Origin of the sequence: Dyadobacter sp. CY323, assembly GCF_021390245.1 — a bacterium.
GTDB lineage: Bacteria > Bacteroidota > Bacteroidia > Cytophagales > Spirosomataceae > Dyadobacter.
On the sequence record NZ_JAJUXH010000007.1, the window covers coordinates 226088 to 252809 of the forward strand.

The following is a 26722-nucleotide window of genomic DNA, read 5'->3' on the forward strand; positions in this document are numbered from 1 at the left end:
ATACAAAACCTGAATTAATAAATCCATTTTACATACATTTGGTTACAATATCAAAAAAAAAGCCTGAGTAAATGAAAGGAGCCAATCTGGGGGAATTTGAAGAACTTGTTCTGCTGACGATCGCATCCCTCGCCAGCGATGCATATAGTGTCGCGATATGCGATGAGCTCGAAAAATATACGGGCCGCACTGCCAAGCTCGGCGTCGTGCATTCGGTACTGAACCGCCTTGAAGAAAAAGGATTGGCAAAAAGTCGCCTCGGCGAGGCCACCAGCGCGCGGGGAGGAAAAAGGAAACGCTTTTATGAGGTAAGCCACACCGGCAAAGTCGCATTGATGAAGGCCAAAGAAGTGCGCGAAAACATCTGGCGGAATATCCCTGGCTTTAATCTGGAAGGTTCGATATGAAACAAAAAACAGAAGCCAAACCGCCGCGCTGGGCCACCCGCTTTTTACATTGGTACTGCCGGCCGCGCCTGCTGGAAGATCTCGAAGGCGATCTTAACGAATATTTCGACCGAAATGTCGCCCGAAAAGGGGTAAAAAAGGCGCGACTGATCTACGTGCTCGACGTGATCAAGTTCCTCAGACCATACACCATCCGCAAAATAGATTTTTTTCATCTTTTCATTCACTGGATCATGATCGGCAGCTATTTCAAAACTTCCCGGCGAAGCCTCGTCCGCAACAAACTGTTTTCACTGATCAATATCATCGGACTTGCGGTGAGCATGTCGGTTGGACTGCTGGTGATCTCCATTGTAAATGATCTTTATTCGTACGATGATTTTCAGGAAAAGAAAGACCGGACTTACCGCGTAAACACCAAAACGGTCGAAAAAGGAAATTCTTCTGAATTGAAGCTTGCTTCTACGTCCATTCAGGTGGGTGAAAAGATCAAAGAGATTATTCCAGCCATTGAAGATGTTACCATTTTGAGGCCGGGATTTTGGGGGGACGCCAAAGTCGGGGACGCCAAAGTTGGCGACGCGAAATTTCCGATGGCCGCCACCTGGGCCGACAATTCGTTTCTCAAAGTTTTTTCATTCCCATTAATAAAAGGTGATGCCGCTACTGCGCTCAAAGAACCTTACTCCCTCGTTTTGACAGAGAAAACGGCTGAAAAATTATTCGGAGCATCGGATCCGATAGGCAAAACGGTTCAATTCGACACGACCAGTTACATCGTCACCGGCGTAGCCCAGGATGTGGCGAAACTTTCTCACCTGACCTTTGGCGCATTGATATCCCTGGCCTCGCTCGACGCCGGGCACAAAAATGCGGACCTTCATAGCTGGGCCAACATCTGGCAAAACTATGTATACGTGACATTTCCCGAAAAAACCGACATTTCGAAACACCAGGCAGTACTCGACCGGCTTAGCAAACAGGAAAACAAGAATTTGACAGCCCGGACCGTATTCGTTTCATTACAACCATTGAAAGACATTGTTCTCGGCGGCCCGCTTTCCAACAATATCGGACCTGCGTTTACACCTGCCGTGATGTGGACGCTGTGCGGCCTGGCGATCGTGATCATCCTTTCGGCTTGTTTCAATTATACCAACCTTTCCGTCGCCCGTTCCTTGCGCAGATCGCGGGAGGTGGGCATAAGAAAGATCATCGGCGCACATAGAAGTCATGTGCTGGGACAGTTTATGGCGGAATCCGTGATCATTGCATTGCTGGCACTGGTGTTTTCATTTGCCTTGTTTTGGGTTTTACGTGAACAATTCCTGGGACTGGACAATCACGTCGGAGACATTTTTTCTCTCGATATCTCTTTCCGTAACATACTCTATTTTATCCTTTTAGCAATCGCAACCGGGCTGGCCGCAGGTTTTATGCCTGCCTTGTTTTTCTCAAAAATGAATGCGTTGCAAGTGATGAAGGATGTTTCCAACCTGAAACTGTTTCGGCGAGTCGGCATGAGGAAAGTGCTGATTGTGATCCAGTTCACATTATCGCTTATTTTCATTGCAGGTACGCTGATCGGCTATAACCAGTACAAAGGCCTGATCACATTTGACCTGGGCTTCAAAACGGAAAATATTATTAATATCAAGCTGAAAGGAAATAAAGGGGCGGTTGTAGCCAAAGAGATCGCACAAATCCCGGCCGTGCAAGACTTTTCACAATCGATGATGATCACGAGCCTTGGGAGTACGCATGGTACAAATCTGACTTACGGCACGGATTCCACGCTGGTATGGATGAATATGGTGGATGAATATTACCTGCCGCTTCATCAGCATAAACTGCTGGCTGGCCATAATTTCCGGTTAAAGCCTGAAAAAGGAAAAGAAAGTGAGATCATCGTGAATCAGCAGGTTTTAAAACGGTTCAACATTGCCAAACAAAATCCTGAAAAAGCACTGGGCGAGATCGTTAGCGTGGCCGGGCAAAAAATGACGATCGTAGGTGTGCTCAAAGACTTTCATTACGGTTCACTTGAAAACAAGATCGAGCCGGTGATGTTCCGGTATCTGGCTGAGCCCGCCACTTATCTCAATGTCAAAATTGCTTCCAAAGACCTGCCTGGAACCATGGCGAGCATTAAAAGCGCGTGGAAAACTGTCGATAAGGTCCATGAGCTGGAAGCTAAATTCTATGACGAGCAAATCGAGGAAACGTATGCGCAATTTTCACTGATCGTCAAAATCATCGGCTTCATCGCATTCCTTGCCATTTGCATTGCTTCATTGGGATTGTTCGGCATGGTGGTTTTTACTACCGAAACGAAATTGAAAGAGATCAGCATCCGCAAGGTGCTGGGCGCCAGCGAAACCGGCCTGATTTATCTGCTATGCAGAGGGTTTTTAGTACTTATGGTGATCTCGACATTCATTGCATTGCCTCTCACTTACCTGTTTTTTGACAAAGTGGTTTTAACCAAATTTCCGTATCACCAGCCTATCAGCCTGACTGAAATGCTCGGCGGTTCACTCCTGGTCATGCTTTTTGCATTCCTTTTGATCGGATCTCAAACCGTAAAAGCCGCCCGGAACAATCCTGCCAAGGTTTTGAAAAGTGAGTAGAAACCCCGAGTCAAGAAAAAACGATTCGCGAAATAGAACTTTGATAAATCTTAGTTTAGATTGCAATGCAGTTAGCAAAAACAATCAGCTAAAAACCACACACCCATGAAAACCACCCTTTCCCACCTCCCCGAAGATAAACAAGAAGAGCTGGAATATCTGACTAAGACCATTATTGAAAAAGTACCGGCCGAAATGATCATTCTCTTCGGCAGCCATGCGCGTGGTGATTGGGTGGAGGATTACCAGCAGCACACTGAATATGTAAGCGATTATGACATTCTCGTCATTACCAAAGGCAGGAAATCTGCCAAAGCCGACAAAAAGTGGTGGGACCTGAAAGAAAGAGTAAACAGTGGTAACGGCGAGCAACCAAACGTCAGCATCATCCATCACGGCATTGGCTTTGTAAATAATGCGATCGAACAAAATCAATATTTTTTTGTCGATATCTTAAAAGAAGGAGTTTTGCTTTTTGATTCGGGAACATTCAAATTATCCGAGCCGAAAGCGATGAATGCTGAGAAAAGACTGAGAAAGGCAAAAGAGAATTTTAAGAATTGGTTTGAATCTGCAAACAATTTTCTAAAAACCTTCGAATTTCAGTTTGAAAACAATTGGTTTAAAGATTCCGCCTTTTTACTTCATCAAACAACGGAAAAATATTATGTTGTAATCCTCCTCGTTTTCACCGATTACAAGCCAAAAATTCACGACATTGAGGTATTAGGGAATCAGGTCGAAAAACTTCATTCGGCCTTTGGGACAGTTTTTCCCAAAAACACGCCAGAGAAAAAGCGACTATTTGAACTCTTGCAAAAGGCGTATATCGATTCGCGTTATAATATGAATTACAAGATCGAAAAAGCTGAATTGGAATACTTATCCGATCGTGTTAAACTGCTGAGAGATCTGACCGAACGGATTTGTAATGAGCGCATTGCGCATTTTATAACAGAATGAAACGAGTAGACAAAACCATTTTAAATGGAATCTATTTTTCGAACAGCACTACATACTATTCCCAATTCCGATCAGCAGCACAGACCCGATCAACAGAATAATCCCGGCCCAGAGCCAAATGCGGGTACGGTTGTTCACATGCGTCCATTCCTTCAACCATAAACCCCATAAGTTGCTGAATATGATAATGGAGGACATATGCAGACTCCAACTGGCAAAATCGTAGTCGCCCATTTTGGTAGAACCCATTCCGTAAAAAAAGAATTGTCCGTACCACATCAGGCCGCTCAAAAGAGCGAGTAAGTAATTCCTTGTCAAAAATGGAGAACGTTGAGTAAAATCTGAAAACGATTTATTTCTGGCACTTAAAATCATGACATAAATAAAATTGGTGGTAAAACCGCCCGCCATCGCCAGTATGAAAATGGGCGTATTCACAAAAACGTCACTAGTCCCCGCCCTCAAAGCTTCCACCGAAATGGGGCCGCCATAATGAATAGCCAGCGCCATACACGCGCTCATAATACCTCCAAAAACAGCCGCGATGGTTCCTTTCATTGCCGAAAATTCCTTGACCGATTCCTTCTTTTCACTTTCGGTTAAAAGGCTCTCTTTCAAGGCTCCTGCATAACCGCAGCAGAAAATACCGACGAGGCAAACCAGCAATCCAAGCAGAATAATGTTACCGGATCTGCTAGAAACCAGCATATCCATTTTATCATCCAAAACCGCGGGCACCAATGTGCCGACAATAGCGCAAACTCCCAGTGAAATGGACTGGCCAAGTGACAGCCCCAGATAACGAAGCCCCAGACCGGACAAAAGACCTCCAAATCCCCACAAAGCGCCGAAAATGTAGGTCATATTGAGGCTGCTCCCGGGACTGTTTTTTAAAATCGCAAAGATATCCGGCGTAGTAAGCCAGCCGCCGATAATGGGCATGATCATCCAGGCGACAAAACCGAGCGTGATCCAATAGGTTTCCCACGCCCAGCCCTTCACTTTATTGTACGGAACATAGAAACTGGCGGATGAAAAGCCTCCGATTGCATGCAATACAATTCCTAATAGTTGCTCCATATTTACAAAAAAGTTAAGGCCGGGGTAGGTTATTTAAGGGTTTAGGAATACTTAGTTGGTCAAATAAAATTCGGTGGTAACATCGATGCTGAGTTTTGCCCCTGGCGAAAGCGTTTCGGGACAACCGCCAACGGCTTCAATCTCCATAAAATCGTTGGTATCGCTGTAAACACTGTATCGCACACCTTTACTGGCCGGCTTTACATCCGGCGGAGCGTCACTGATATCAATATACGATTGTCCGGTTTGCAGTGGGCCTGCATGGCGACGAACTGTTAGGCTGCGGCCCGGGTCCCTGAACTCGATCCATGGGACACGTTCATCCATGGCGATCTGGTAACGCTGCGAACCATCGGTTGCGGTGTGACAAAATCCGTCTTTCCACGTTCTCCGGGCATCACTGGACTCCTCGTACAGATCCCAGACAGCCGATTTGTCAGTACAAGGAAACACCACTTCACATCCTGCGGCGCAGTCAAACTGGCACAATGTCCAGGGCGTGACGAGGCATTCTTCATGGGTTAATGTCTTATTTCCGAGATAGGTTATGCTTTCACGGACTTTTGAAATCAACGATTTTTCACCAAACTCCACTTGGATCTTCCGTTGAAAAAACACCGGAATTCCGGTTCCAAGACGATTGATCAGATCGATTTCACAGCCGATGGAAACGGTGTTGTCACCGGCTTCCAGGACCTGGTAACGCGCCATTCGCAGTCCGGGCGACACCCGCCAGCTGCCCGTCGCATACTGGTAACCTAGTGTGGTACCTTCCGGCGCAGGCCATAACCCGTCGCCACCCGGATTTAAATAATCCTTCATGACGCTTTCGCCTGAAATCGCCGCCGGATTTACCCGGTTCAGTACCTCTCCATTCAGTATGGTGAATAGTCTACCCTCCATATCCAGCGCGACGATCACGCCATTGTCGGCACTGCCTACCAGATGTACGCGTTTTCCAGCCTTTTCAAAGCTTTCCAGCATTTCACTCGCCTTCATTAGTTACATGGTTCTAATCCAAATGAAAAACCTCCGATAGCATATCTTCCTGCGCTTTTGCAGCATTCCCTTCCTCGCAAATGAGCACCTCGGTCATGTATTTCCACCAGCGCTGGCAGACTTCCGTCTCAGCAATCCGGAGAAACAGTTCCTCGTCCGCCACTTCCAGATACCCAAAAAGAGAATGCGTAGCCTCGTGAAGGAAAATGCTGTAATTACTGACGCCGTGATCTTTCAGGGTTTGTTCCAGTTCCGGCCAGATCGGATTGTGCCTTTTCTGGTATTCCATGGACAAGCCCGGCTTGGCGGTGATCAAAAATGCTTTCCGGATCATTTTGTCGTGTTCAAAATTCTTTCCTGCTGAAATTCTTCTGCAAGCTTTCCGGCAGTAACGAAGCGTCCGCCGTTTTTCAACAACATTTCACACACAAGATCCAGCTGCTCCACGGCATAGGCACCGCAGTTTTCTACGATAAATGGAAGTGGCGTTACGCTGCATTCACCAAAATCCATCGCACCCTGCGGCATTTCATGAAACTCCCACGGATGCAGGTACAGGCAAACTACCGGACGATGCCCGGCAGCTTTTGTAAAATCGATAAACCCATCCGCTTTTTCCATAAAATGCGCCGCCGATTTCGTCCGGAATATCGGCCACTGATCGCGGTCGCGCCGGTAAGGATCGTTGCTTTCCATCGTCAGGTCGCAGAAGTTGGGGATTTCAAGAATTTGCATGGTACCCGATTTGGTCCAGTCCGTGTACGAAGGATAATAGGGTATAAATGGCTCACCAAAAAAATACAATGGAAAAGACGCATCCGAAATGTATCCAAGCTTTTCCAGCACATTTACGACAGTAGTACTACCCCAGAGCCGCGGGCACCGAAAACTGACCGGACGCTCGCCACACACCTGTTCAATGATATCCGTAGCAATCGTCAGTCTGCCCTCTACTTCCGAAGGCAGGATCGGCCAGTTGTTTGGCAATGGAAAAATAGGATCGCCCAGCGTTTCATGAAAAAGCCCGTGACAACCTGTTTCATGGCCGGCATCACGCACTCGATTTACCATTTCCGGGTTGTTTTCAGCGGCGTGGCCGGTCCAGTAAAATGTTGCCGGAATGTTGTGTTTTGCGAGAATGTCGAGTATCGGCAGCGTTCCGAATTGCACACCCTCGTAAAATGGTGTATAAGAACCAATGTCGGTTTCCATATCAAAACCCAGAACCACATCAAATGTCGTCATAGCACTCAAAGCCAGTTAATTACTTAATAAAAACGCATCCATTTTAGGACTTAAAGGGATGGCGCCTTCCTCGCCGATCTCGTAGCCGGTTTCAATCCGTACCCCGTGAAATTCGGGATGGCCGAAAAAGCTGACATCAATGCAGATCATCATCCCCGGAGCAAGTACATCATCACTTTGCGGCCCGAAAAACGGTGACTCCGCTTCATGCAGCCCAATGGTGTGTACGAATGGGCAAACCAGGTATTGTGACAAACCATGTTCCGTAAAATAAGCCCTCGCCGGCGCATCGATTTCCCTGCCGGTTTTGCCCGGAACGAGCTGCGCTTTTGTTAACCGGAATGCCTCTTTCAAATGATTGATACATGCCTGTTGACTTTCGGTGTAGCCTCCGCTAACCGGCAGCGAATCGCCCACAACGCCCGCATAACCCGCTACTTTGGGCGAAATGCCTACCATGACCATCTCTCCGTTTTCAAGGATTTTGGAACTGGCTGTCGGCACTACTCCGTCAGACCGTTTTCCACTCCCGACGATCGTACTGAACCCAAAACCACTTGCGCCCCGGCTGCGGACTGCATATTCCCCCGCGGCGGCAATCTGAATTTCCGAAACGCCTGGCTTCGTCGCCTCTTTCATGGCATCGTATGCGAAGTCGGCCAGTTGGAAAGCCGCCCGGATCTGTTCGCGTTCCCAGGGTGACTTGCTGAACCTGAGCTGCACATAATCGGAGGTGATATCCACCAATTCCACACCTGTAAACCCATCCACGATTTGCTTGTAACAATCGGCTGGCATCCGCCCCGCTCCAACCATACCCACGCGGCGAACGCTGCCTAATCCGGCATTGAGCTCCGCAAAAAGCTGCGAAAAATCGATGATGGTCGCATTGGGATATTCTTCATCCGGGACCATAAAAACCGGAAAATTCCGTGTTTCAGTGATCGCACTGTCCAGTTTCGCAAAAGGCTCGCTTTCCGGGCCTCCCAAAATCAGCGGCTCGCCGGAACGGGGAACCAGAACAGCTCCGCTTTCAAACTGCGGGCACCAGCCGGTAAGGTACCAGCCATTTCCGATGTTGAATTCGTCATAGTAAACCAGCGCCAGGTCCAGATCTTTGGCTGCAAGTAATTCGCGCACACGGCCAAGACGCGCCTGGCTTTCTTCTCTATTTAAATAAGGCATAATTGAAAAATGATTGGTAATGACTAAAAAACCTATTAATTGTTGGGCAGCAGTTTCCCCTGGCTGATCGTCGTCACCTGCACCCGCGGGTTTACATCCTTCGGCCCGTCGCAGCGGAATGTGATTGTATTCGTTCCTTTTTTGAGCAATGGCGTTTTACCCACCGGCTTTACCTCCTGGATGAACTCTCCTTTCGGCCCGTACAGCTTGCAATCCGTCGCCGAGCTGTATTCCAGGTACATGCCTGACTCCATCGTGACCGGAAACACAATTTTCTCCTTCCCGATCATGACTTCCGGGTTTGTAATTTTTGTAGAGACCAATGGAAGCGCTTTCACCGGACCGACGACGGTATTCACCGTTTTGCCGGCTGGAAGATTGTTATACCAAAGCTGCAGCTTGTCCACATTCGGGAAAGAAACCTCGTGGCGGTACGAATCGTAGACGTAGAAACTCGAACTGGAAACCAGCGCAGGCCAGATGTAATTACTGAATTCGGAAGATTCAATTTCCACGAGTTCAAAATACTTCCAGCCTTTGAAATCGATTTTTATAAAATGATCGCCTCGCGCCCCGTGCGAAATGTGGCGCGGGCTTTCCAGTCTCAGATTAAGCAATTGTCCATTTCCATCCCCTTTTACCCAAACGCCCAATCCCTGATTTTTGGAAAGATCCAGTATCGGCTCAAACGGATGTTCCATTTTGATCCACGAAGCAGCTCTCGGAGAAGTTCCGTTACTTGTGGCCGTAAAAAGTGCCGCATTTTGTCCGGAACCCGGTTTTTCCGAGGAAACTTTCAAACCGCCCGAAATACCTTTCGCAGTTTCTTTCTCAGAGAAATCACTTAGTCTGGAGAAGTCTGTTAACGTTACATTTGCTTCGTCGTCAAATGATTTTACCGACATCAGCGGCTCAATGCGCAGCTTAACCGGCTGTGGATCAAATGCATTATCAATTACCCATGTTGCGGACGCTCCCGTCACTTTGTGCTTTTGATAAGATACCGGGCGGAAATTCCAGGTGCTGTCGTTCGATTGTACTAATGTAAAATCCTTGCCGGTTTGCCGCAGCTGACTCCGTATGTTTTCACCGAAATACTTTTTTTGTCTCAAATCCTCATATTGCCGGATGATCGCATTCAGTCTTTTCAATGCAGGCGTTGCGTCCAGTGATTTTTGGTCGAAACCGCCCAGCATCGCCAGTCCCGCATTATTCCCGATCATTTTGGCGCCCAGGTATTCAATGTCATCCGCAAATGTGGGCTCAACCTGCGGCGGGTTCCAGGTCTGGTGCTGCCACCAGCCTAGCTGCAGCGGAAGCAGCAGTCCGCCATTTTCGGCTTTGGCAAGCTTGTCGATCAGCGGAGAATGCCCCCTCCAGAGCCCATGCTCGTATTCGTCGGATTTAATGGAAGCCGTGTGAATGTCGATAAAACGTTTGTAACCCCGTGTCGGGCGGTCCCATGCCTGCCACCGCGAGCGGTAATGCCACCAGTGATGGATCATGGAACTCATTTCCATTCCCACCGGACGTTTCAGATGACGCGCCACTTCAAACACGAATTTTCCTCCATAATACCAGAAATTCTCCGGGCCGGCCAGGATGTCGCTGCCGTCGATCGCATCGAAGTAAATACCGTCAAAACCGGCCTGTTCCACAATTTCTGCGGTACGTTTTGCTATTTCCGAAAACAGTGGCGTTTCCGGCCCGGGCACAAACCGGCCGAACATTTCCCTGAGATGGTAGGCACTTTCTCCCGCATTATGCGCCGATTTTTTTGTCCCATTTGCCGCTCTTTTACAACCTGTTAACTTAAATGGGGCCGTTTTGGTGACACCACTGAACTCGATCAGCTCGTCTCCGATCCGTACCGTGCGGCTGTTGCGGACAAAAAAGCCGGTTGTGAGCGAGATATTGGCGGTAGATTCCTTTACTACGATTTCGGTGTCGTTTTCACCTAATGGTTTTTCAAGGGTAAACGCATTAAAATAGCCAAGATCCTTGCTTGGAACGGGCGTTACATACCTGGAATCTTTGTCGATAAAGAAAGCATACGTATGAAATATCGCCGATATGCCGGCATCGTGAAGACGCTTGTTAATGCGTTTGAAATTCTCCCAGCCTTCCGGCCATTTCTTTTGGTCGAGATCAAAATCACCAAACCTGAAAAACCCTGAACCGCCATGACTGTCAATCTGCTTGAAACCAAGGTTATTACACATCGTAATCCATTCATCCACAGTCTCCTCTGTGAGCGTACCGAAGTTCATGAGGTAAGACCCATATCCTTCCTTTGAAAGCTGTGCCCAGGCTCCCCCGGCAGTGGAATGCGGGATGTCTTTCGCCTGGCTCATAACATCCCGGATGACCGGAAGTATGTCTTTTTGCGGCACGCCCAGCATGGTCACCTCCGATTTTTCAAGACCAAAACGCTCGTAACATGTTGCTTTTAAATGCGTTTGCAACGCGGGCAGCTGGAAAACATGCGTTTGTAAATTCATGGAAAGTACACACGCCGCGAAGGGCTCATACGACAATCCTTCGGTTTTGAGAGGAACATTCACAAACGTAAATGACTCCACTTTTCCATTTAATGCCAGTACTTTCAGGTTAATCCGATCCGGCGAGGTTGTTACCTGAATCTCAGCTGTGACACTGCTCAACCCAAATGCATATTGCAGCACACCGTTCTTCAAAACGGCCGATGTTACCGCATACTCTTTTCCATCAACAGTGACCGACGCGCTGAATGAAGGAATCTTATCATTCAGATAATTAATGCCACTTTTTTTATCCGTGAAATAAAGATTTTTCCCTTGCTGGCTGATGCCATATTTAAAGCCCATGGTTTCAATCACTAGATCTGCTGCAGTCGTGAAACCTGTGTTGCAAATGATGGCCACGGCTATGCAAATGGCTCTCTTTAAACAAAGTAGGGTCATATTCATATATTTAGATCTTTAAGAAAAATTGAGCGCACAGGGCCGCCGGGCGGTCGAAGTGCGGCCCCCATCAATATCCCAGGTTCTGTTCGAGCTGGTTGTTGAGCTGCAACTCCCTGAACGGTATCGGATATACTAACCTGCTTTCGGTTACTTCGAAGGCATTTGCAGGGACAAATGTATACAGGCGTTTCATTTCATTTCCTTTTGCCGTGAGCACCGGGATCGCCTTGCCGGTTCTGATCAGATCCGTGTACCGGTGATTTTCAAATGCAAGCTCGTGACGCGTTTCATTGGCCACATTTTCAGCAGTTGCGGTGGTGAGCGCAGGCAATCCGGCCCTGGCACGTACTGCATTGATGTACGGCAATGCACTGGCGGCTTTTCCCTGCTGGACCAGGCATTCCGCCAGCAGCAACATCGCACCGGCATATCTGAAAACCGGCCAGTTGTCATTCGTATTAAACTCGCGTTGGTAAGGTGGGTTCAGGAATTTTTTGATAAAATAGCGATACGTTTTTCCGGCCTGTGGCGTATATCCCACCACGTTTTTCTCAACCTCATAGGTGAAATTATCTCCGGTTTGCGTCCCCTGGATCACCGAAATGGATGCCGGCAGCCTTTTGTCGCCCGTCTCGTACGATTTGACGAGTTCTTCCGTGGGAACATTCCAGCCTCCGCGCGAAAGGGTACTCACGGGCAGACCCACAAGCAAGGATGCATTGGTTGTTTTAGGCAAAAATGTGTAGATAAAATCGCTCTGCTGGCCCGTGTTACCTTCCTGAAACTGAATCTCAAAGATCGACTCGCTGCTGTTTTTATTGGTCGGATTGAAAACCGAAGCATAATCCGTCAGCAACTGATATTTCATTTTTGTAATGTCGAGCAGTTCTGCCTCCGCTTTTGCATATTCCTTCTCAGGTTTCGACATGTATGCGTAGGCGAGCAGCATTTTCGCCGCACCTTTTGTAGCCCTTCCCGACTGAGGAAAAACGGTTGCCTCGGCCAGTTTAGGCATTGCTGCATTCAGGTCGGTCACGATCTGATCATATACCTGCTGAACGGAAGATCTTGCCAGAAACGCATCATCTACCGAAACCACATCTTTCAGGTGCAGCGGCACACCGCCGTAATGCTGTACCAGATCGAAGTAGTAAAAAGCACGCAGAAACAAGGCTTCCCCTAAAATCCGGTTCTTGGCCGGTTCCGGAACACCAGCCGCGCCGATCCGGTCGACGATGGCGTTCACCCGGGCAATTCCTGTGTAATTGTTGCGATAACGTCCATTGGTAACCGTAGTTTGCGGATTATCGCGGAACATGATAATGTCCTCCACCCAGTTTGCGGGACCTCTGTCGGCGGCATAGTAAGTAAAAAAAGTATTATCCGAGCGCATTTCGTCCATGTAGGCACCGGCGGCAACCATGCCGCGCAGGGTTTCATAGGCGCCCACCAGCGCCTGGTCAAACTGGGCCTCTGTTTTGAAATACGTGGCGGAACTGAGATTGGTCGGCGGGGCGAGATCCAGGAATTCTTCTTTACAGGAACTCAGAACTGCGGCGCCAATGATGAGTATGGTTAAAATATTTTTCATTAGTAATGTCTTTTATTGGTCAGAATCGTACCACTGGAATTACTTGTTTACAAAAATCAAAAGGACACATTCACCCCGGCCGTGAGCACTCTGGGCACCGGATAAGATGCCTGGTCCACGCCTTCCCGTAACCCGCCCAGTCCTGAATCGCTCACTTCCGGGTTCATTCCCGGATACTTTGTGAGGATAAATGCGTTTTGGGTCGTCACGTAGATCCTTGCCTTTTTGATGTACTTGCTTTGCAGCGGCAGGTTGTAGGCCAGTGTAATGTTTTTGACGGAAAGATAGGAGCCATTCCAGATCCAGCGGCTGTTGTTGAACCGGTGCAAAGGATCAGAATTCGTCCGCGGAATGTTTCCTTTTCCCGGATTTGCTTCCGACCGCCATCTCTCCGCCACTTCTTTTCTTACATTAAAAACACCGTCGATATTTTCAGTCCACTGGTAACTCACATCCATAATGTCGCCGCCGACCGAACCAGCCATTTGTATCCCCAGATCGAAGTTTTTGTAGGTAAACTGATTTGAAAAACCAAACAGGAACTTGGGGATCGGATTACCGATGAAGGTTTTGTCATACACATCGATCTTGCCATCAGCCTTACCATCCGGGCCGCTCACATCCCTGATCCTCACCGAGCCGACTTTGGAATTAACGCTTTTTGCGCCCTGGTCAAACTCCGCCTGGTTCATAAAAACGCCATCATAAATGTATCCGTAGAACTGCCCCATCGGATGTCCGACCTCCGTTCTTACATAATCGATGTTTTCCTGATAACCGCCTATTGGTGTGTTGTTTACGCCCAGCTTCATTACCTCATTCCGGTTCACGGTTACATTCAGATTACTGTTCCAGCGGAAAGCCCCGACCAGATTTTTCGTTTCCAAACCGAATTCATGTCCCCAGAATTTGAACTCGCCCACATTGGAGGTCACCGACGAATAACCCGATGCCCAGGGAATGTCGATGTTGTAAAGCAGCCCGTCCGTATTCTTTTTGTAATAATCATAAACGAAGAACACACGATCATTGAAAAGGCCCAGGTCAAAGCCGATATCCAGCTGGCGCGTCCGCTCCCAGCCCAGGTCCTGATTGGCCAGCCCCGACAGGCTGCCTCCCGCCACTACCTGATTCCCAAACACATAACTCGACCGGCCAATGGAGGGAATAAAGGTATAGTTCCCGATGTTGTTGTTGCCGACAACCCCGTAGCTTCCACGGATTTTCAGATAGCTCAGTTTTGAAGCAGTAGCTAGGAAATCCTCGTCGGAAACGATCCAGCCTGCGGAAACAGAAGGAAATGAACCCCATTTATTATTTGACCCGAACCGGGAAGACCCATCCCTGCGCATGGCGGCCGAAAGCAGGTATTTGCCTTTATAATTGTAGTTCAATCGTCCGAGCATGGAAAGGATAGACCACTCCCCCGCTCCGGCAGTCCCGATCCGCGTGGTAGCCACATTGATCCAGTCGATGGCGTCGTCCGGAAAATCCGTCGCATTGATATTACTGAACTCGGAAGTGAATTTTTGTGAATTGTAACCCACAAGCACGTCAAAATTATGGTCCTTAATCGATTTCGAGTAGGTTAATGTGTTCTCAACCAGCCAGGAAAGGTAATTATCGGTGTTGTAAGAACCGGTTGCCAGCACCGGCGGAGCAACGAACATCCCGCCGCCAGCTGTTGAAGGCCTGAAACTCCGCAACGAAGAATTGCCCAGGTCGGTGTTGAGGGAAATGCGGTATTTCAGGTCTTTGAGAATGGACCATTCGCCGTAGACGTTCCCGATTGCGGTCGTTCTTTTTTGCGGCGCTTTTTGCTCGGTAAGTACGCGGTACCAGTTCGGATTGGGAAACATGCCCGGTGCAGACATGGAAACCGGCAGCGTACCATCCGGGTTTTTATAGTTCAGGCTCGGGTCCATCAGGTAGGCGCCGGAGATGATGTTCCAGTATCCGTCCGTTGTAAAATTCTGGCTCAGCTGATGCGTTACGGCCACATTGATCCCGAATGTGAGCTTATCGGAAGCTTCGTAAATGTTGTTGGAACGCAATGTAAACCGGTTCGCATAGGTGTTGAGCATGACGCCATCCTGCTTGTTGTAATTCAGGTTTACGGTTGATTTGAGCCGCTGCGTACCGGAAGAAAGCGACAGATTGTAGTTTTGCGTGGGTGCGTCCCGCAGCAGAACGTCGAACCAGTTGGTACCATCGTTCGGGCCGTATTTTTCAGGATTCTGATATTCTACCGGCACGCCGCCGGTGTAGCCGCTGTAAATGGCTTCGTCTTCATACCACTCCTTTTTAAACTGGGCAAATTCACGTGCATTCATCAGCTCCGGCCGGCCGCGTTTTGGCACCACCTGAACGCCAATGTATGAACTGAAATCAATCCTTGTTTTTCCATCTTTGGCCGATTTGGTGGTGATCAGAATCACGCCGTTTGCTGCCCGCGACCCATACAAGGAAGACGCCGACGCATCTTTCAAAACCGTAAAGGATTCGATCTCTTCCGGGCTGATCCGCTCAATGCCGCCCACAATGGGAAACCCGTCCACCACGTAAAGCGGCGTGTTTCCCGCGCTGATGGACGCCTGGCCCCGGATCCGGAACGACATTCCCGCTCCGGGCGTACCCGTGCTCTGGTAAACCTGAACGCCCGCAAACTGCCCCTGCAATTTCTGCCCGATCTGCGCGACCGGCATATCCGCAACGGTTTCGGCTTTCAGCGTGCTGACCGCGCCGGTTACTTCACGTTTTTTCTGCGTTCCATAACTCACCACAACCACCTCATTCAGCGCACGCACGTCCGCTTTCAGCGATACATTCAAGGTTGCGCCGCCCACCGGTAACTCCACACTTTCATATCCTACAAAACTAAAAATCAATTCTTTGGAATCGTCGGGAATGGAAATGCGGTACACGCCGTTCGCGTCGGAAGTGGTGCCGGTCGTCGTGCCTTTCAGGATTACATTCACACCCGGCAGTCCGGCCCCGGTTTCCGCATCAATGATCGTTCCGGTAATAAATTTGTCGAAACTGCGCTGCGCGGGAATTTTACCCGGAGTTTCTGCACTGTTGATCGGCCCCTGCGGATTTTTCGTTTCGGCGGGAGCCAGTTGTTCGAGCTGGTTCAGCTCCTGATTTTTCAGCTTCGTTTCGGGATCTCCTTTTTTGGTAATGATGTAGCCGCCATTCTTTCCTTTTTTGTAGGTCAGACCCAGCGGTACGAGCAGCTTGTGCAGGCTGCGCTCGAAATTATTGTCCCTGACAATCCGGTCAGACTGCACCGAATAGCCTTCCACCATCGAATCGACGAACAGAATATCAACTTTATACAGATTTTTGAATTCCAGCAGAACATCTTTCAGCTGCCGGATCGTCGGTTGTGTGTCCGTTTTGTTGTTCGCAGGCTTTTGCTTGATCGAACTTGCAAGCAACTGGGCGGTCCCGGATTGTATACTACTCCCGAAGGCGACCAGCAGCAGGAGCACTCGTAATTTTGTTTTCATAAATAATGATTTGTTAAGATTAAAACATCTCTCATTGCTTTATTCCTCCTCAAATGGTGTTTAACAGATAGTCCGGACTACCGCTAAACTGTGGCTTTCAAAGTTTTACACCGGCCGATATAAATCTTCAAATGCACCCGGAATGAGGCTTATTTTAGTTTCTTATTGAGGATAACGATTTTGTTCTTACCCTTTTTTTCATAGATAAAATCCGATGGCTCACTAAGAATGTCCAGCAGCTCCTCGGCGTCCATTGCCGTAAATGAGCCCGATATGGTCAGGTCTGATAATGCCTGGTCCTGGATGATGATTTTAGTCCCGAAATGTTCCTGAAGCTGAATGCCTATTTCGCTCAACGAGGTATTTTCAAATATAAACCGATGGAATTTCCAGGCGGAGAAATTGGCGGGCTGCGCGGTCTTTCGCACATTGGCCGCGCCATTCCCATCCACCGTTACCAGGTCGCCCGGTTTCATGGTCAAAATTTTATCCGCATTTCCTTCCAGATAGTTCAGCTGAACTTTTCCTTTGTTCAAGACAACCTGCGTACCTCTCGGTCTGGCGTATACGTTGAACTCGGTGCCCAGTACTTCGATATTGACATGCTTGTCGGTGAGTACAATAAAACGCTGGTGGTTTTGGGTGTGGATTACGTTAAAACTCGCTTCCCCACTCAGCCGCACCTCCCGTTTTTCATCGCCAAAACCGAATCTCGGGACGAAAAGCCGCGAATTGGCATTGAGCACCACCTTGCTCCCGTCCGGGAGATCCACTTTTCTGACCTCGCCATAAGCAGTCGCATAATTCTGGTACAAGATCTCATCCCTCAGCAGCCAGCCCACAAAACAGGCCAATACTAAAATCACCGAGGCGGCGATCAACTTTACGTAACCGGACAGCAGTCCAACAGGCGTTTCGTCATCCTGCAAACTGTCAAGCCTAAGATTGTCTTCACCCGCATGACTATTTTTCCATTCCAAATACCGTTCATAACCCGCCTTTACATCCACCGGATATTGCTGGTTGATTCTTTCGTACTCGTAAAGCCATTCAAAAAACTGCTCACGGTTCTCCTTATGCTTCGCCCATTCTTCGATCAATTGCTTCTGAAGAGCGGTTGTATTTCCTTTCAGGTAGCTGAAAACGATCTCCCGGGTAATATCTGGTTCCATTTGTTCCAAGATTTAGTATGTGAATGTTGCTATTGGCAAAAACCGATCAATAGAAGAAACCACTTCCCTTTCAACTCTTTCCTGATCTGCTGGATAGCCTTAGTCATTTGCTCCTTCACAGTTTTGATAGATATTTCCAGGTCGTTTGCGATTTCCTGGTATTTTTTTCCTTCGACCCGGTGCATGATGTAAATTTTCCGGCGTTTGAGCGGCAGGGCATTCACGGCCTTTTCCACATCCTGATAGGTTTCTTCATACTGCGTGAGCCCATCGGGCTGCTGGTCTTCCCGGATGGGTACGAGCTCCGCAAATTCCAGAGAAGTACTTCTCCTCATTTCCGTTTGCACATAATTAAAAGCACTGTTTCTGACACAGGTAAACAGATAGGCACGGAATGAGCTGTCGATTTTTAAATACAGCCTTTGCGCGAAAAACTTAAAAAAAACATCTGCGACAATATCCTCGGCAATTTCTTTGGAAGACACATAACGGACCGCATGACTGCAAAGCGGGGCGTAGTACCATTTGTAAAGAGCCTCGGCCCCGGCAGATGAATCTTTTTCAAAGGCGCGTTTCAGCAGCATTTCAGAATCTATGACCTTTACGGCGTCCTTTTCATGAATGGGTCCGGGCAACAACCGTCGCTGCTTCCCTGCCGGATCCATAAACTGTTCTTCTTTTTCCATCTCTGTCTCGGGTCTAGATGATGCATGCTGCCTTTAATTAAAGACAATCTGGGTTGAAAAAAGTCCTATCCGGATTTCATACTTTTTTCGATTATTTTCTTTTTAGCCAATTAATATTTGGAAATTTTCTAATATGTCAGATTGATAGCTGCCGTTGCTGCATTTTAACCTTATGTCTAAATCACCATTCAATACAAAAGATAAAGCCGCCTCATTTACATTGAGACGGCTTCATCACAGGCTATACCCCACAGATCCTGCATTTACGCTGCAACCACGGCCGGCACATCTGCCTGCGGCGCTTTTTCGCTTTTGAAAAAGAGGACAAAAAGAACAAGTACCAGCACAGCTATACCGGCCGGAACCATCCAGATCGCAGACCAGTTTTTCACACCTTCAACCGTGTAAATATCCGCCACCACTCCCGCAATCCAGGAGCCGATTCCCATGCCCAATCCATAGGTAGCGATTGAAAAAAGGCCTTGCGCAGAAGATCTGATCCGGACATCGGCTTTATTATCGGTATAAATGTGGCCGGTAATGAAGATGAAGTCGTACGAAATTCCATGCAACGCGATAGCCAGATATAACATCCACTCACTGGTTTGCGCATCCCCGAATCCAAATCCGATGAAACGCAGGATCCAGGCGACCAGGCCGGCGATGAGCATCCATTTCACACCAAACCGCTGGAAAGCAAATGGGATCAGCAGGATGAATACTACCTCGGACACCTGGCCCAGAGACATCTTATTTTCGACATTCAGCATACCCGAATCATTCAGCGAAGGGTTGGCGAGGGCATAGTAAAAAGACAGCGGAATACAGATCAGCATCGATGAAATGAAGAATATCGTAAACGACCGGTCTTTGAAAAGCCGGAATGCATCCAGTCCCAGGATCGACGTGAAGGATTTGCTGGTTGACGGCTTTGGCGGGGTATCCGGCAGAAAAAAAGCGAAGATTCCATAGAAAAAAGAGACATACATGGCGATCTCGAAAATCGCCACCTTATCTCCCAATGCATAATATCCGATGATGTTGGTTACAATAATCCAGGCCACGGTGCCTATGACGCGGATCGAAGAAAATTCCTTTTCCGAGCTCGTCATGTGCTGCATGGAAATGGAGCTTGCCAGAACGAGCGTTGGCGCAAAAGTGAGGCAATACATCAGGATCACCCAGAAAAACGTTCCGGGATCTTCTGTCCGGCAGATCAGCCAGAGGAAAAACGCGCCGAGCAGATTGAGTACACCCAATACTTTCTGCGCTGAAAAATAGCGGTCGGCGATCATACCCATGAAGAACGGCGATACGATCATTCCGATCGAAAACGTGGCATATGCATTACCCACCTGCACGCCGGAAGCGCCAAGTTGTGTGAACATATACTTACTCATCTGACCATACCAGGCCCCCCAGACAAAAAACTGAAGGAACATCATCGTCATTAACATGATTCGTGTTGATAGTTTCATTTGATTAAAGGTTTAGGATACTTATAAAGGTTTAGGATAATTATTGATAAACGGGTGCATTTTGATTTGACGCCCGGCTGCTTTTCCATTCTTTCTTTTTCCAGCCCCAGGTTGCGTAAAAGAACAGGTACGAATAACATGGAATCAGCACGAGCACAGCCGTTTGGGGCGAGTCGGGGTTCCAGTCTATGATGCTTCCGAACAGTAATGGAAATATCCCGCCCCCGATCACCGACATCAGCAGCAGGGCCGAGCCCATTTTAGTAAACTTGCTGAGGTTGCGGATCGCGAGCCCCCAAATTACTCCCCAGAGCAATGCAGCGCCGAAACCGGTGCAGATCAGACAGTAAATCGAGACCATACCCGTTGTAAAATAGGCAGCCATAATCAGGATAAAACCAGAGATCGCGCAGTATTTCAGTGCCGCCTGCTGCGAAAGCCATTTAGGAATAAGAACAGTACTCGCCACATAGCCGACCAGCATCGCATACAGGGTATACTCCGCGAAATGCCTCGATTCCTGCAAAGGAATGCCGAGGTTCCGGCTGTATAAAATGATCCCGTCGATAGGGATCACCTCACAGCCGCCGGCCATAAACAACGCAATCACGCCGAGCACGAGGTAGGGATACTGGAATACCGATGTTTTGCTTCCCTCCGGTTTTTCACTCCCCAGCGGTTCGCTTTCGCTTTCTTCTACTTCGGGTAACTTGGAGAAAAATACCATTACCGCCAGCAAAGCAAGTATTGCGGTAATGACCAGGTACGGATCGACTACTTTTAATACATACTCATCCAGAATAGCCGCTTTTTCTTCTATGCTGGCAGTTGAAATACTGGCGACGATTGAATCTGCATTTAACAAAAAAATGGCCCCCAGGATACGCTGACTTAATATTCCGGCCGTTTTGTTGGCAATACCCATAAACCCGATCCGCTGTGCGGTACTCTCTGCGGGACCAATAATGGCGACATACGGATTAGCGGCAGTCTGCAGAAGCGCCAGTCCCGTGCCGGTAACAAACAAGCCCCCGAGGAAAAGCAGGTAGGTCCTGGAAAACGCGGCCGGAACGAACATGACGGTACCAAGTGCCATAACCAGCAAGCCAATCACCATTCCTTTTTTGTAACCGGTATGTTTCAGGATCCAGGCGGAAGGTATCGCCATGAAAAAGTAGGCGATGTAAGAAGCAAATGCAACGAGCAGCGACTGGAAATTGGTGAGTTCCAGACAGATCTGAAAGTACGGGATCAGGATGCCATTGACCCACGTAATAAAGCCAAAAACAAAAAACAGGATCGCAATAATGACAAGCGGATAAATATAGGATTTCACCTTGGCCATATTCTGAGTGGGTTAACTGGGCATCATTTAAACAAAGCATTAAAACACCAAATATCCCGGCCGCAACAAAACATTGCGCCGGGATACTTCACCTCTCACATTTCACATTTCACCTCTCACATTTCACCTCTCACTTTTCACACTCTCACTTTTCACCTCTCACTTTTCACCTCTCACTTTTCACACTCTCACTTTTCACACTCTAATTTTTATCCCACCACAACGCCGTACTGGCTTTATCTGGTCCATTAAGCAACTTCACAGCGTCCGTAACAGCGACTTTATTGTTTGCTTTTTCCGAATCGATGAACGGGAACCTTCTGATGAATGCCGTATTCGGTACGTCCGGATTTACTGAATTCACGACATGGTAAAGTTTTGGGAAAAGAGACCTTCTGAACTCCGCCCACGCCTCGCAACCATCCGGATACAATGCCAGCCATTTCTGTGTACCGATCTGCTCGCGCTGAATCGCAGGGGTCGCGCCCCATTTGACAGGAATATTGCTCACCGCCGGAGAATTCTGCGAATCGCCGGGGGCGATCGGAGGCGTAGTACCGTTGATATACGTTTCGACAACTGCGCCGCTGAATCCCCAGGTAGCCATGGATTGACGGATTCCTTCTTCGTAAAAACTCTGCGCAGTACCGGTTCCCATGTTCCAGCCATTGAGCGCGCCTTCTGCTTTCAGGAAATGCGCCTCGGCCGCGTGCATGATGTCTGCTTTTACGGCGAGCAGGTTTTCCCAGCCCGATCCTGTGCCTGTGTTACGTACCCATCTCGCACCGATGTTCGAATTGTTGTCATTGGTGTTCAAAGGCTCGATCAGCTGTGCAGGACTCAATCCGTTACGCACACCTTCGTAGGTTTTGGTATTGAATGCCGGCTGGAAGAATTGTGCCATACGCGGGTCATTATAACCTTTCAAAATGGATTCCATGGTTGCACTCATGCGGAATTCACCCCATGCTGCAATCCGTGAAAGACCATTGGCATCGGCGCTGCTCACAGCCGTCCGCACCATCATGGCGTCGTCCGTTGCTGTTGTCAGCACTCCCGCCGCCACAGCTGCTTCCGCTTCTTTTTTCGCGCGTGCAGGGTCCACTTTCGAAATACGTAATGCAAGGCGCAAACGCAGCGTGTTCGCAAATTTGATCCATTTGTTCACATCCCCGGCATACATAATGTCAGATCCACCGAATGGTTTTTCAGCCGTTTTGGACTTCAATATGGCTACGGCAGCATCCAGTCTTTTGAAAAAATCATCATAAATCACATCCTGAGCGTCGTATTTCACACTTTGCGCAGGTACGCCAGCGTCGAAATAAGGGATTGGCCCGTAATAATCGGTCACGCGGTGAAATGAGAACACCCACCAGATGCTCGCCAGCGAATATTCCGCACTGTTCGGATCGTAGCTTTCAAACAACGTTTTCAGCTGCGGCACCACCTGGATGTAAATCGGGTTCCAGTGTGAGTTGATCCACGACATGTTTGTAAAATACCTGTCTGACTGGAAGTTGGCAGTAGTGGTTGCAAAATACTGCGCATACAAATCCGCAAAAAGGTTGGTGGCAGTCTGGTAAGAAGGATGGTATGAACCCTGGGACAATGCATGCGAAAACAATTTCGGATATTCTGCCGGGGTCAGTACAACAAGGGCGGTCTTACTCTTGTTCATGGTGTCGAAGTCGTCGGTACAGGCGGCGCCGAAAAAGCCAGCGAGCCCGATGGAACCAACACTCAAGATCTTTCTTAATTTCTGATTTATATTTCGTTTCATGATATGTCAATATTTAAAAAATACACTGGTTCCTGGACATCAATTAAAAGCTGAGTTTTAGGTTCAACCCGATTGTTCTCGACGATGGCAGGTTCCCGTAGTCAAGACCCTGGAAGTTACCTGCACCCAGGTTCATATCCGGATCGAACGGCAGCTTGCGTTTCGCCAGACCGGGAATATCCATTTTGGCATTGCCTCTGTAAATGAAGAACAGGTTACGCGCAGTGAACGATAGCCGCGCATTTTTCAGGAAAGAGTTTGGAGAGAAAGGAATGTTGTAACCCAATGTAAGCTCGCGCAAACGGAAGTTGGTCGCCGAATACGTAAAGAACTCGCCCCATGAATAACGTCCCTGTGAAACGGTTTGCCAGAATTGTTCCGCAGTGATCGCCTTTGTGTTGGGAGCACCTTCGGCCGTTACCGCAGGAAGTACCCATCCGCCTTCACGATGCGCCTCGGTATAGTCAGAGTTACCGTCGAATGCGAGGTTAGCTTCTGTTCCCGAAGTTACAATTCCGCCTATACGTCCGTCCACAAGGAAGGAGAACACGAAGTTTTTGTAGTTGAAACTGTTGTTCCAGCCCAACGTGAATTTTGGGTTATAGTTTCCGATGGTGGCAATTGGCCCCACAGCCGGTACGCCCGCCGCAGTCACTACATACCTGCCCTGCGAGTCTCTCAGCCAGGTATTAGCTTCCATATCCCCAAAAGAACCTCCCTCGGCAACAATCGGCGATGCAGATCTGATACCGCTTCCCAAACTCACCTTTTTGATACTTTCGTTCAGGTAAACCACTTTGTTCACGTTACGGGCAAAATTCACGCTCGTCTCCCAGGAAACCCTGCCACCTTTCAATGGCTTGCCGGAAGCAACGATCTCGATACCCGTGTTGTTGATTTTCCCTGCATTGATCACCTGGGTGTTGAATCCGGATGGAGATGCCAGCGGCAGCGACAGGATCTGGTTGATCGTATTACTGTTATAATAAGTCACATCCAGTCCGATGCGTCCATTGAAAGCCCGGAAATCCACACCGAATTCAGTGGCGGAAGAAATTTCAGGTTTCAGATTTGCATTAGGCAAAGTGGTGTTTCTGGCAATGTAGCCGGTAGTGCCACCTGCTGTAAAGGTATAGAACGGATCGAGCTGGTATGGGCTCGTATCGTTACCCACCTGCGCCCACGATCCGCGTACTTTGGCAAAGCTGATCCAGGATGGCATCCGCAAGGCTTCGGACAGAATGAAATTACCCCCAAAAGAAAAGTACGTGTAAGAATAAGGGTTCGGAAGCGTGGAAGACCAGTCGTTACGAATGGAAGCGTCCACGGTAAGGTAATCCTTGAATGAAAAAGATGCCGCCCCGAACACATACTGCAGTTCTTTTTCCGAGAATGTCGAAACGCGGGTAAGGTTTGTAGCGAACGACAAGTCGAACTTGTTCACCACGGAAAGTCCGGTTGCCGTTCCCCCTACTTCTGAATATTTATTGTAGGTCGAACCGGCCCCAAAGTTGTAGGTTAGTCCGAAGTTGCCGCCGATTTTATGGTTACCGGAAAAAATCAGGTCCATATTCCGTTCCAGCGTTTTACCATCGAAATTCTCGTAGTTACCTCCGGCCGCTGCATATAAAAGCGTATTGTTTGCATAACCACGCTCATACTCATCTACATACGTGTCGTAGCTCACGCGTCCCTGCACGTTCAGCCAGCTTGCCAGCTCATATTTCGCCGATCCGAGGATAATGGAACGGTCTCTTTTTTCAGTACCAAAAGTTCGGTTGAGCGTCCAGTAAGGGTTCATATAAATCCCCGAGCTGGTCCAGTATCTCGGTGTTCCGTTTTCTGTTTCGAAGTTTTTATAATCATCCAGGTTCACACTTCTGGGTGTTTTGAGCAGGTTCATGATCGGACCGCTGTTCTCACCTGAGTAGGGTTTGTTCTTAATATCCTGATTGATGTAAGTTACCTTGCCATCGACACTCAGTTTTTTGGTCAGGTTTGCACTGATCCGCAGGTTCAAAGTATGTCTCTGCAGATCATTGTTCGGGATCAGGCCCTGGTTTTTATTGTGGGTATAAGACATGTACGTCTGGATATTTTCGCTACCACCCGACAAACCAATGGAATTGTTGGTTGAAACCCCGTTCCTGTAGAAGTTTTTAATGTTATCCGGATAGGTTGTAGCCGCGGCACCCCAGCTTCCCGATGCATTTTCACTTGACTTGCCGCCGGCTCCCTGCCCGTATTTATTCTGAAAACTTGGCAAAAGCAAAGGTGATTCAATTGAAATCCCTGAATTGATGTCCGTGGAGATCTTACCTGCCTTGCCTTTTTTGGTCGTGATCATAATGACCCCGTTCGCAGCCCGGCTACCATACAATGCCGATGCCGCAGGTCCTTTCAGTACGTTCATGGATTCGATATCGTCCGGGTTGATGTTGGCGGCACCGTCACTGCGGTTCACTCCTCCGAAATCCGAGTTTACCTGACTTCTGATGGAGTTATCGATGGGGACACCGTCTACTACGAACAATGCATTGTTGTTCCCGCCGATCGAACGGTTACCTCTCAACGTCACCCGTGTGGCAGATCCCGGACCGGACGAACCTTGGGTTACCACGATACCGGCTACTTTACCGGAAAGCGTGTTTACGAAGTTCGCGTCCCGCACATCAGCCAGTTGTTTTCCCGAAAGTTGCTGGGTCGCATACGTCAGCGTTTTGGCGCTTCTTTCAATACCGAGGGCCGTTACTACCACTTCTCCAAGCTGGGTAGCATCTTCGCGAAGAGTCACATTTACCACGGATCTGCCGCTCACGGCCACGTCCATGGAAGCGTACCCGATAAACGAAAACACAAGTGTTTCAGAGCCGGTCGGCACAGAAATGGAATATCCGCCGCCCGTGTCGGTGGAGGTTCCCTTGGTCGATCCTTTAATGAGCACGTTTACGCCAGGCAAACCTACCCCCTTATCATCCACCACTTTCCCCGTAACATTTAATTCCTGCGCCACTGTTTCCGAAGCAAAACCAGCTCCCAGCAACATCAAAACCACCAAGATCTTAAATCTTTGACGCGAGCTGCCCTGCATGTGAGCCGCGGGCCCCCAGGTCGAAAAAGTGCAATTCATCCATTTTAATGGAACTGGTAAAGAATTTCCGTACATAAGAACACTGTGGTTAAATAAAACAATACATTATTTTGAGAAAATCAATTATCTCAATATTAAAACTTATAACGGTCACAATCTGATACTATCTTACTCAATCCTACTACTATCTTTCAAAATCAAACATCGGCAAGTCACCGAATGGTACCGACGTCGAACAACGTAAAATTATTAGGACGCAAATGTCATATACAGCCGATTTAAATTCTACTAAAAGTATTAAATGCAATATTTTAATTTGATATATGTGGATTTGGCAAATGGAAGAGATATTGGAGAAAACACTGTTTTTGATGAATTTTCAGGGGGTTGTGGAATGGGAGATGTGAAATGGGAGATGTGATTGGAAACTGGCGTAATGGAATATTGCAATTTATTGGAGATTTTAAGACTTGGGGTATATATAAAAAAAGGAGGCTGTCTCAAAAGAGGCAGTCTTTTTTTGCATTTTAGCGGTTGTATAACTTTTCCGAATTGTTTAACTTTAGGTATAAGCAAATCAAAGAAAAATGGGCCGCAGACAACCTTCTTT

General features: G+C 48.2%; 17 protein-coding genes. 3 read left to right on the top strand and 14 right to left on the bottom strand.

What is annotated here, in order from left to right; translation table 11 throughout:
* Positions 1-71 precede the first annotated feature (71 nt).
* The 3 genes from LZG72_RS13870 to LZG72_RS13880 all read left to right on the top strand — a co-directional run bounded on the left by LZG72_RS13870 (position 72) and on the right by LZG72_RS13880 (position 4000).
* Positions 72-407 carry a PadR family transcriptional regulator gene (locus LZG72_RS13870; protein WP_233873149.1) on the top strand — a complete coding sequence of 112 codons (336 nt, stop codon included), beginning with the start codon at positions 72-74 and terminating at the stop codon, positions 405-407.
* Positions 404-3037: an ABC transporter permease gene (locus LZG72_RS13875; RefSeq protein WP_233873152.1), complete on the top strand. Its 2634-nt coding sequence runs from the start codon at positions 404-406 to the stop codon at positions 3035-3037. Before LZG72_RS13870 ends, LZG72_RS13875 begins: the two co-directional genes overlap by 4 nt.
* 105 nt (positions 3038-3142) lie before the next feature.
* Positions 3143-4000, top strand: coding sequence for a HEPN domain-containing protein (locus tag LZG72_RS13880; RefSeq protein WP_233873155.1), 858 nt, complete (start codon positions 3143-3145; stop codon positions 3998-4000).
* A 48-nt stretch (positions 4001-4048) separates the two neighbouring features.
* Here the strand turns inward: LZG72_RS13880 and LZG72_RS13885 are convergent, their stop codons facing one another.
* The 14 genes from LZG72_RS13885 to LZG72_RS13950 all read right to left on the bottom strand — a co-directional run bounded on the left by LZG72_RS13885 (position 4049) and on the right by LZG72_RS13950 (position 26187).
* The gene (locus LZG72_RS13885) at positions 4049-5080 is read right to left on the bottom strand and encodes an L-rhamnose/proton symporter RhaT (RefSeq protein ID WP_233873158.1); all 1032 of its coding nucleotides are present in this window, start codon (positions 5078-5080) and stop codon (positions 4049-4051) included.
* A gap of 51 nt (positions 5081-5131) precedes the next feature.
* Positions 5132-6079 (bottom strand): DUF6786 family protein, encoded by a 948-nt coding sequence (locus LZG72_RS13890; RefSeq protein WP_233873161.1) that lies wholly within the window; start codon positions 6077-6079, stop codon positions 5132-5134.
* Positions 6080-6092: 13 nt separating this feature from the next.
* Positions 6093-6413 (bottom strand): L-rhamnose mutarotase, encoded by a 321-nt coding sequence (gene rhaM, locus LZG72_RS13895; RefSeq protein ID WP_233873164.1) that lies wholly within the window; start codon positions 6411-6413, stop codon positions 6093-6095.
* On the bottom strand, positions 6410-7324 hold the full coding sequence (locus tag LZG72_RS13900; RefSeq protein ID WP_233873167.1) for a polysaccharide deacetylase family protein: 915 nt from the start codon (positions 7322-7324) through the stop codon (positions 6410-6412). Before LZG72_RS13900 ends, rhaM begins: the two co-directional genes overlap by 4 nt.
* 15 nt (positions 7325-7339) lie before the next feature.
* On the bottom strand, positions 7340-8509 hold the full coding sequence (locus tag LZG72_RS13905; RefSeq protein WP_233873171.1) for a Xaa-Pro peptidase family protein: 1170 nt from the start codon (positions 8507-8509) through the stop codon (positions 7340-7342).
* A 35-nt stretch (positions 8510-8544) separates the two neighbouring features.
* Complete coding sequence (locus LZG72_RS13910; protein ID WP_233873174.1) at positions 8545-11451, bottom strand: hypothetical protein; 2907 nt, start codon at positions 11449-11451, stop codon at positions 8545-8547.
* Positions 11452-11521: 70 nt separating this feature from the next.
* Positions 11522-13045 (bottom strand): RagB/SusD family nutrient uptake outer membrane protein, encoded by a 1524-nt coding sequence (locus LZG72_RS13915; protein ID WP_233873177.1) that lies wholly within the window; start codon positions 13043-13045, stop codon positions 11522-11524.
* A 56-nt stretch (positions 13046-13101) separates the two neighbouring features.
* Positions 13102-16557 (bottom strand): TonB-dependent receptor, encoded by a 3456-nt coding sequence (locus LZG72_RS13920; protein WP_233873180.1) that lies wholly within the window; start codon positions 16555-16557, stop codon positions 13102-13104.
* A 149-nt stretch (positions 16558-16706) separates the two neighbouring features.
* Positions 16707-17729: a FecR family protein gene (locus LZG72_RS13925; RefSeq protein WP_233873183.1), complete on the bottom strand. Its 1023-nt coding sequence runs from the start codon at positions 17727-17729 to the stop codon at positions 16707-16709.
* Between the two features lie 29 nt (positions 17730-17758).
* Positions 17759-18415, bottom strand: coding sequence for an RNA polymerase sigma-70 factor (locus LZG72_RS13930; protein WP_233873186.1), 657 nt, complete (start codon positions 18413-18415; stop codon positions 17759-17761).
* Between the two features lie 263 nt (positions 18416-18678).
* Complete coding sequence (locus LZG72_RS13935; protein WP_233873189.1) at positions 18679-19893, bottom strand: MFS transporter; 1215 nt, start codon at positions 19891-19893, stop codon at positions 18679-18681.
* 40 nt (positions 19894-19933) lie between these two features.
* A complete protein-coding gene (locus LZG72_RS13940) occupies positions 19934-21238 on the bottom strand; it encodes a sugar MFS transporter (RefSeq protein ID WP_233873192.1) in 1305 nt (434 codons plus the stop codon).
* A 202-nt stretch (positions 21239-21440) separates the two neighbouring features.
* On the bottom strand, positions 21441-23021 hold the full coding sequence (locus LZG72_RS13945; protein WP_233873195.1) for a SusD/RagB family nutrient-binding outer membrane lipoprotein: 1581 nt from the start codon (positions 23019-23021) through the stop codon (positions 21441-21443).
* Between the two features lie 43 nt (positions 23022-23064).
* On the bottom strand, positions 23065-26187 hold the full coding sequence (locus LZG72_RS13950) for a SusC/RagA family TonB-linked outer membrane protein (RefSeq protein ID WP_233873198.1): 3123 nt from the start codon (positions 26185-26187) through the stop codon (positions 23065-23067).
* Positions 26188-26722: the final 535 nt, after the last annotated feature.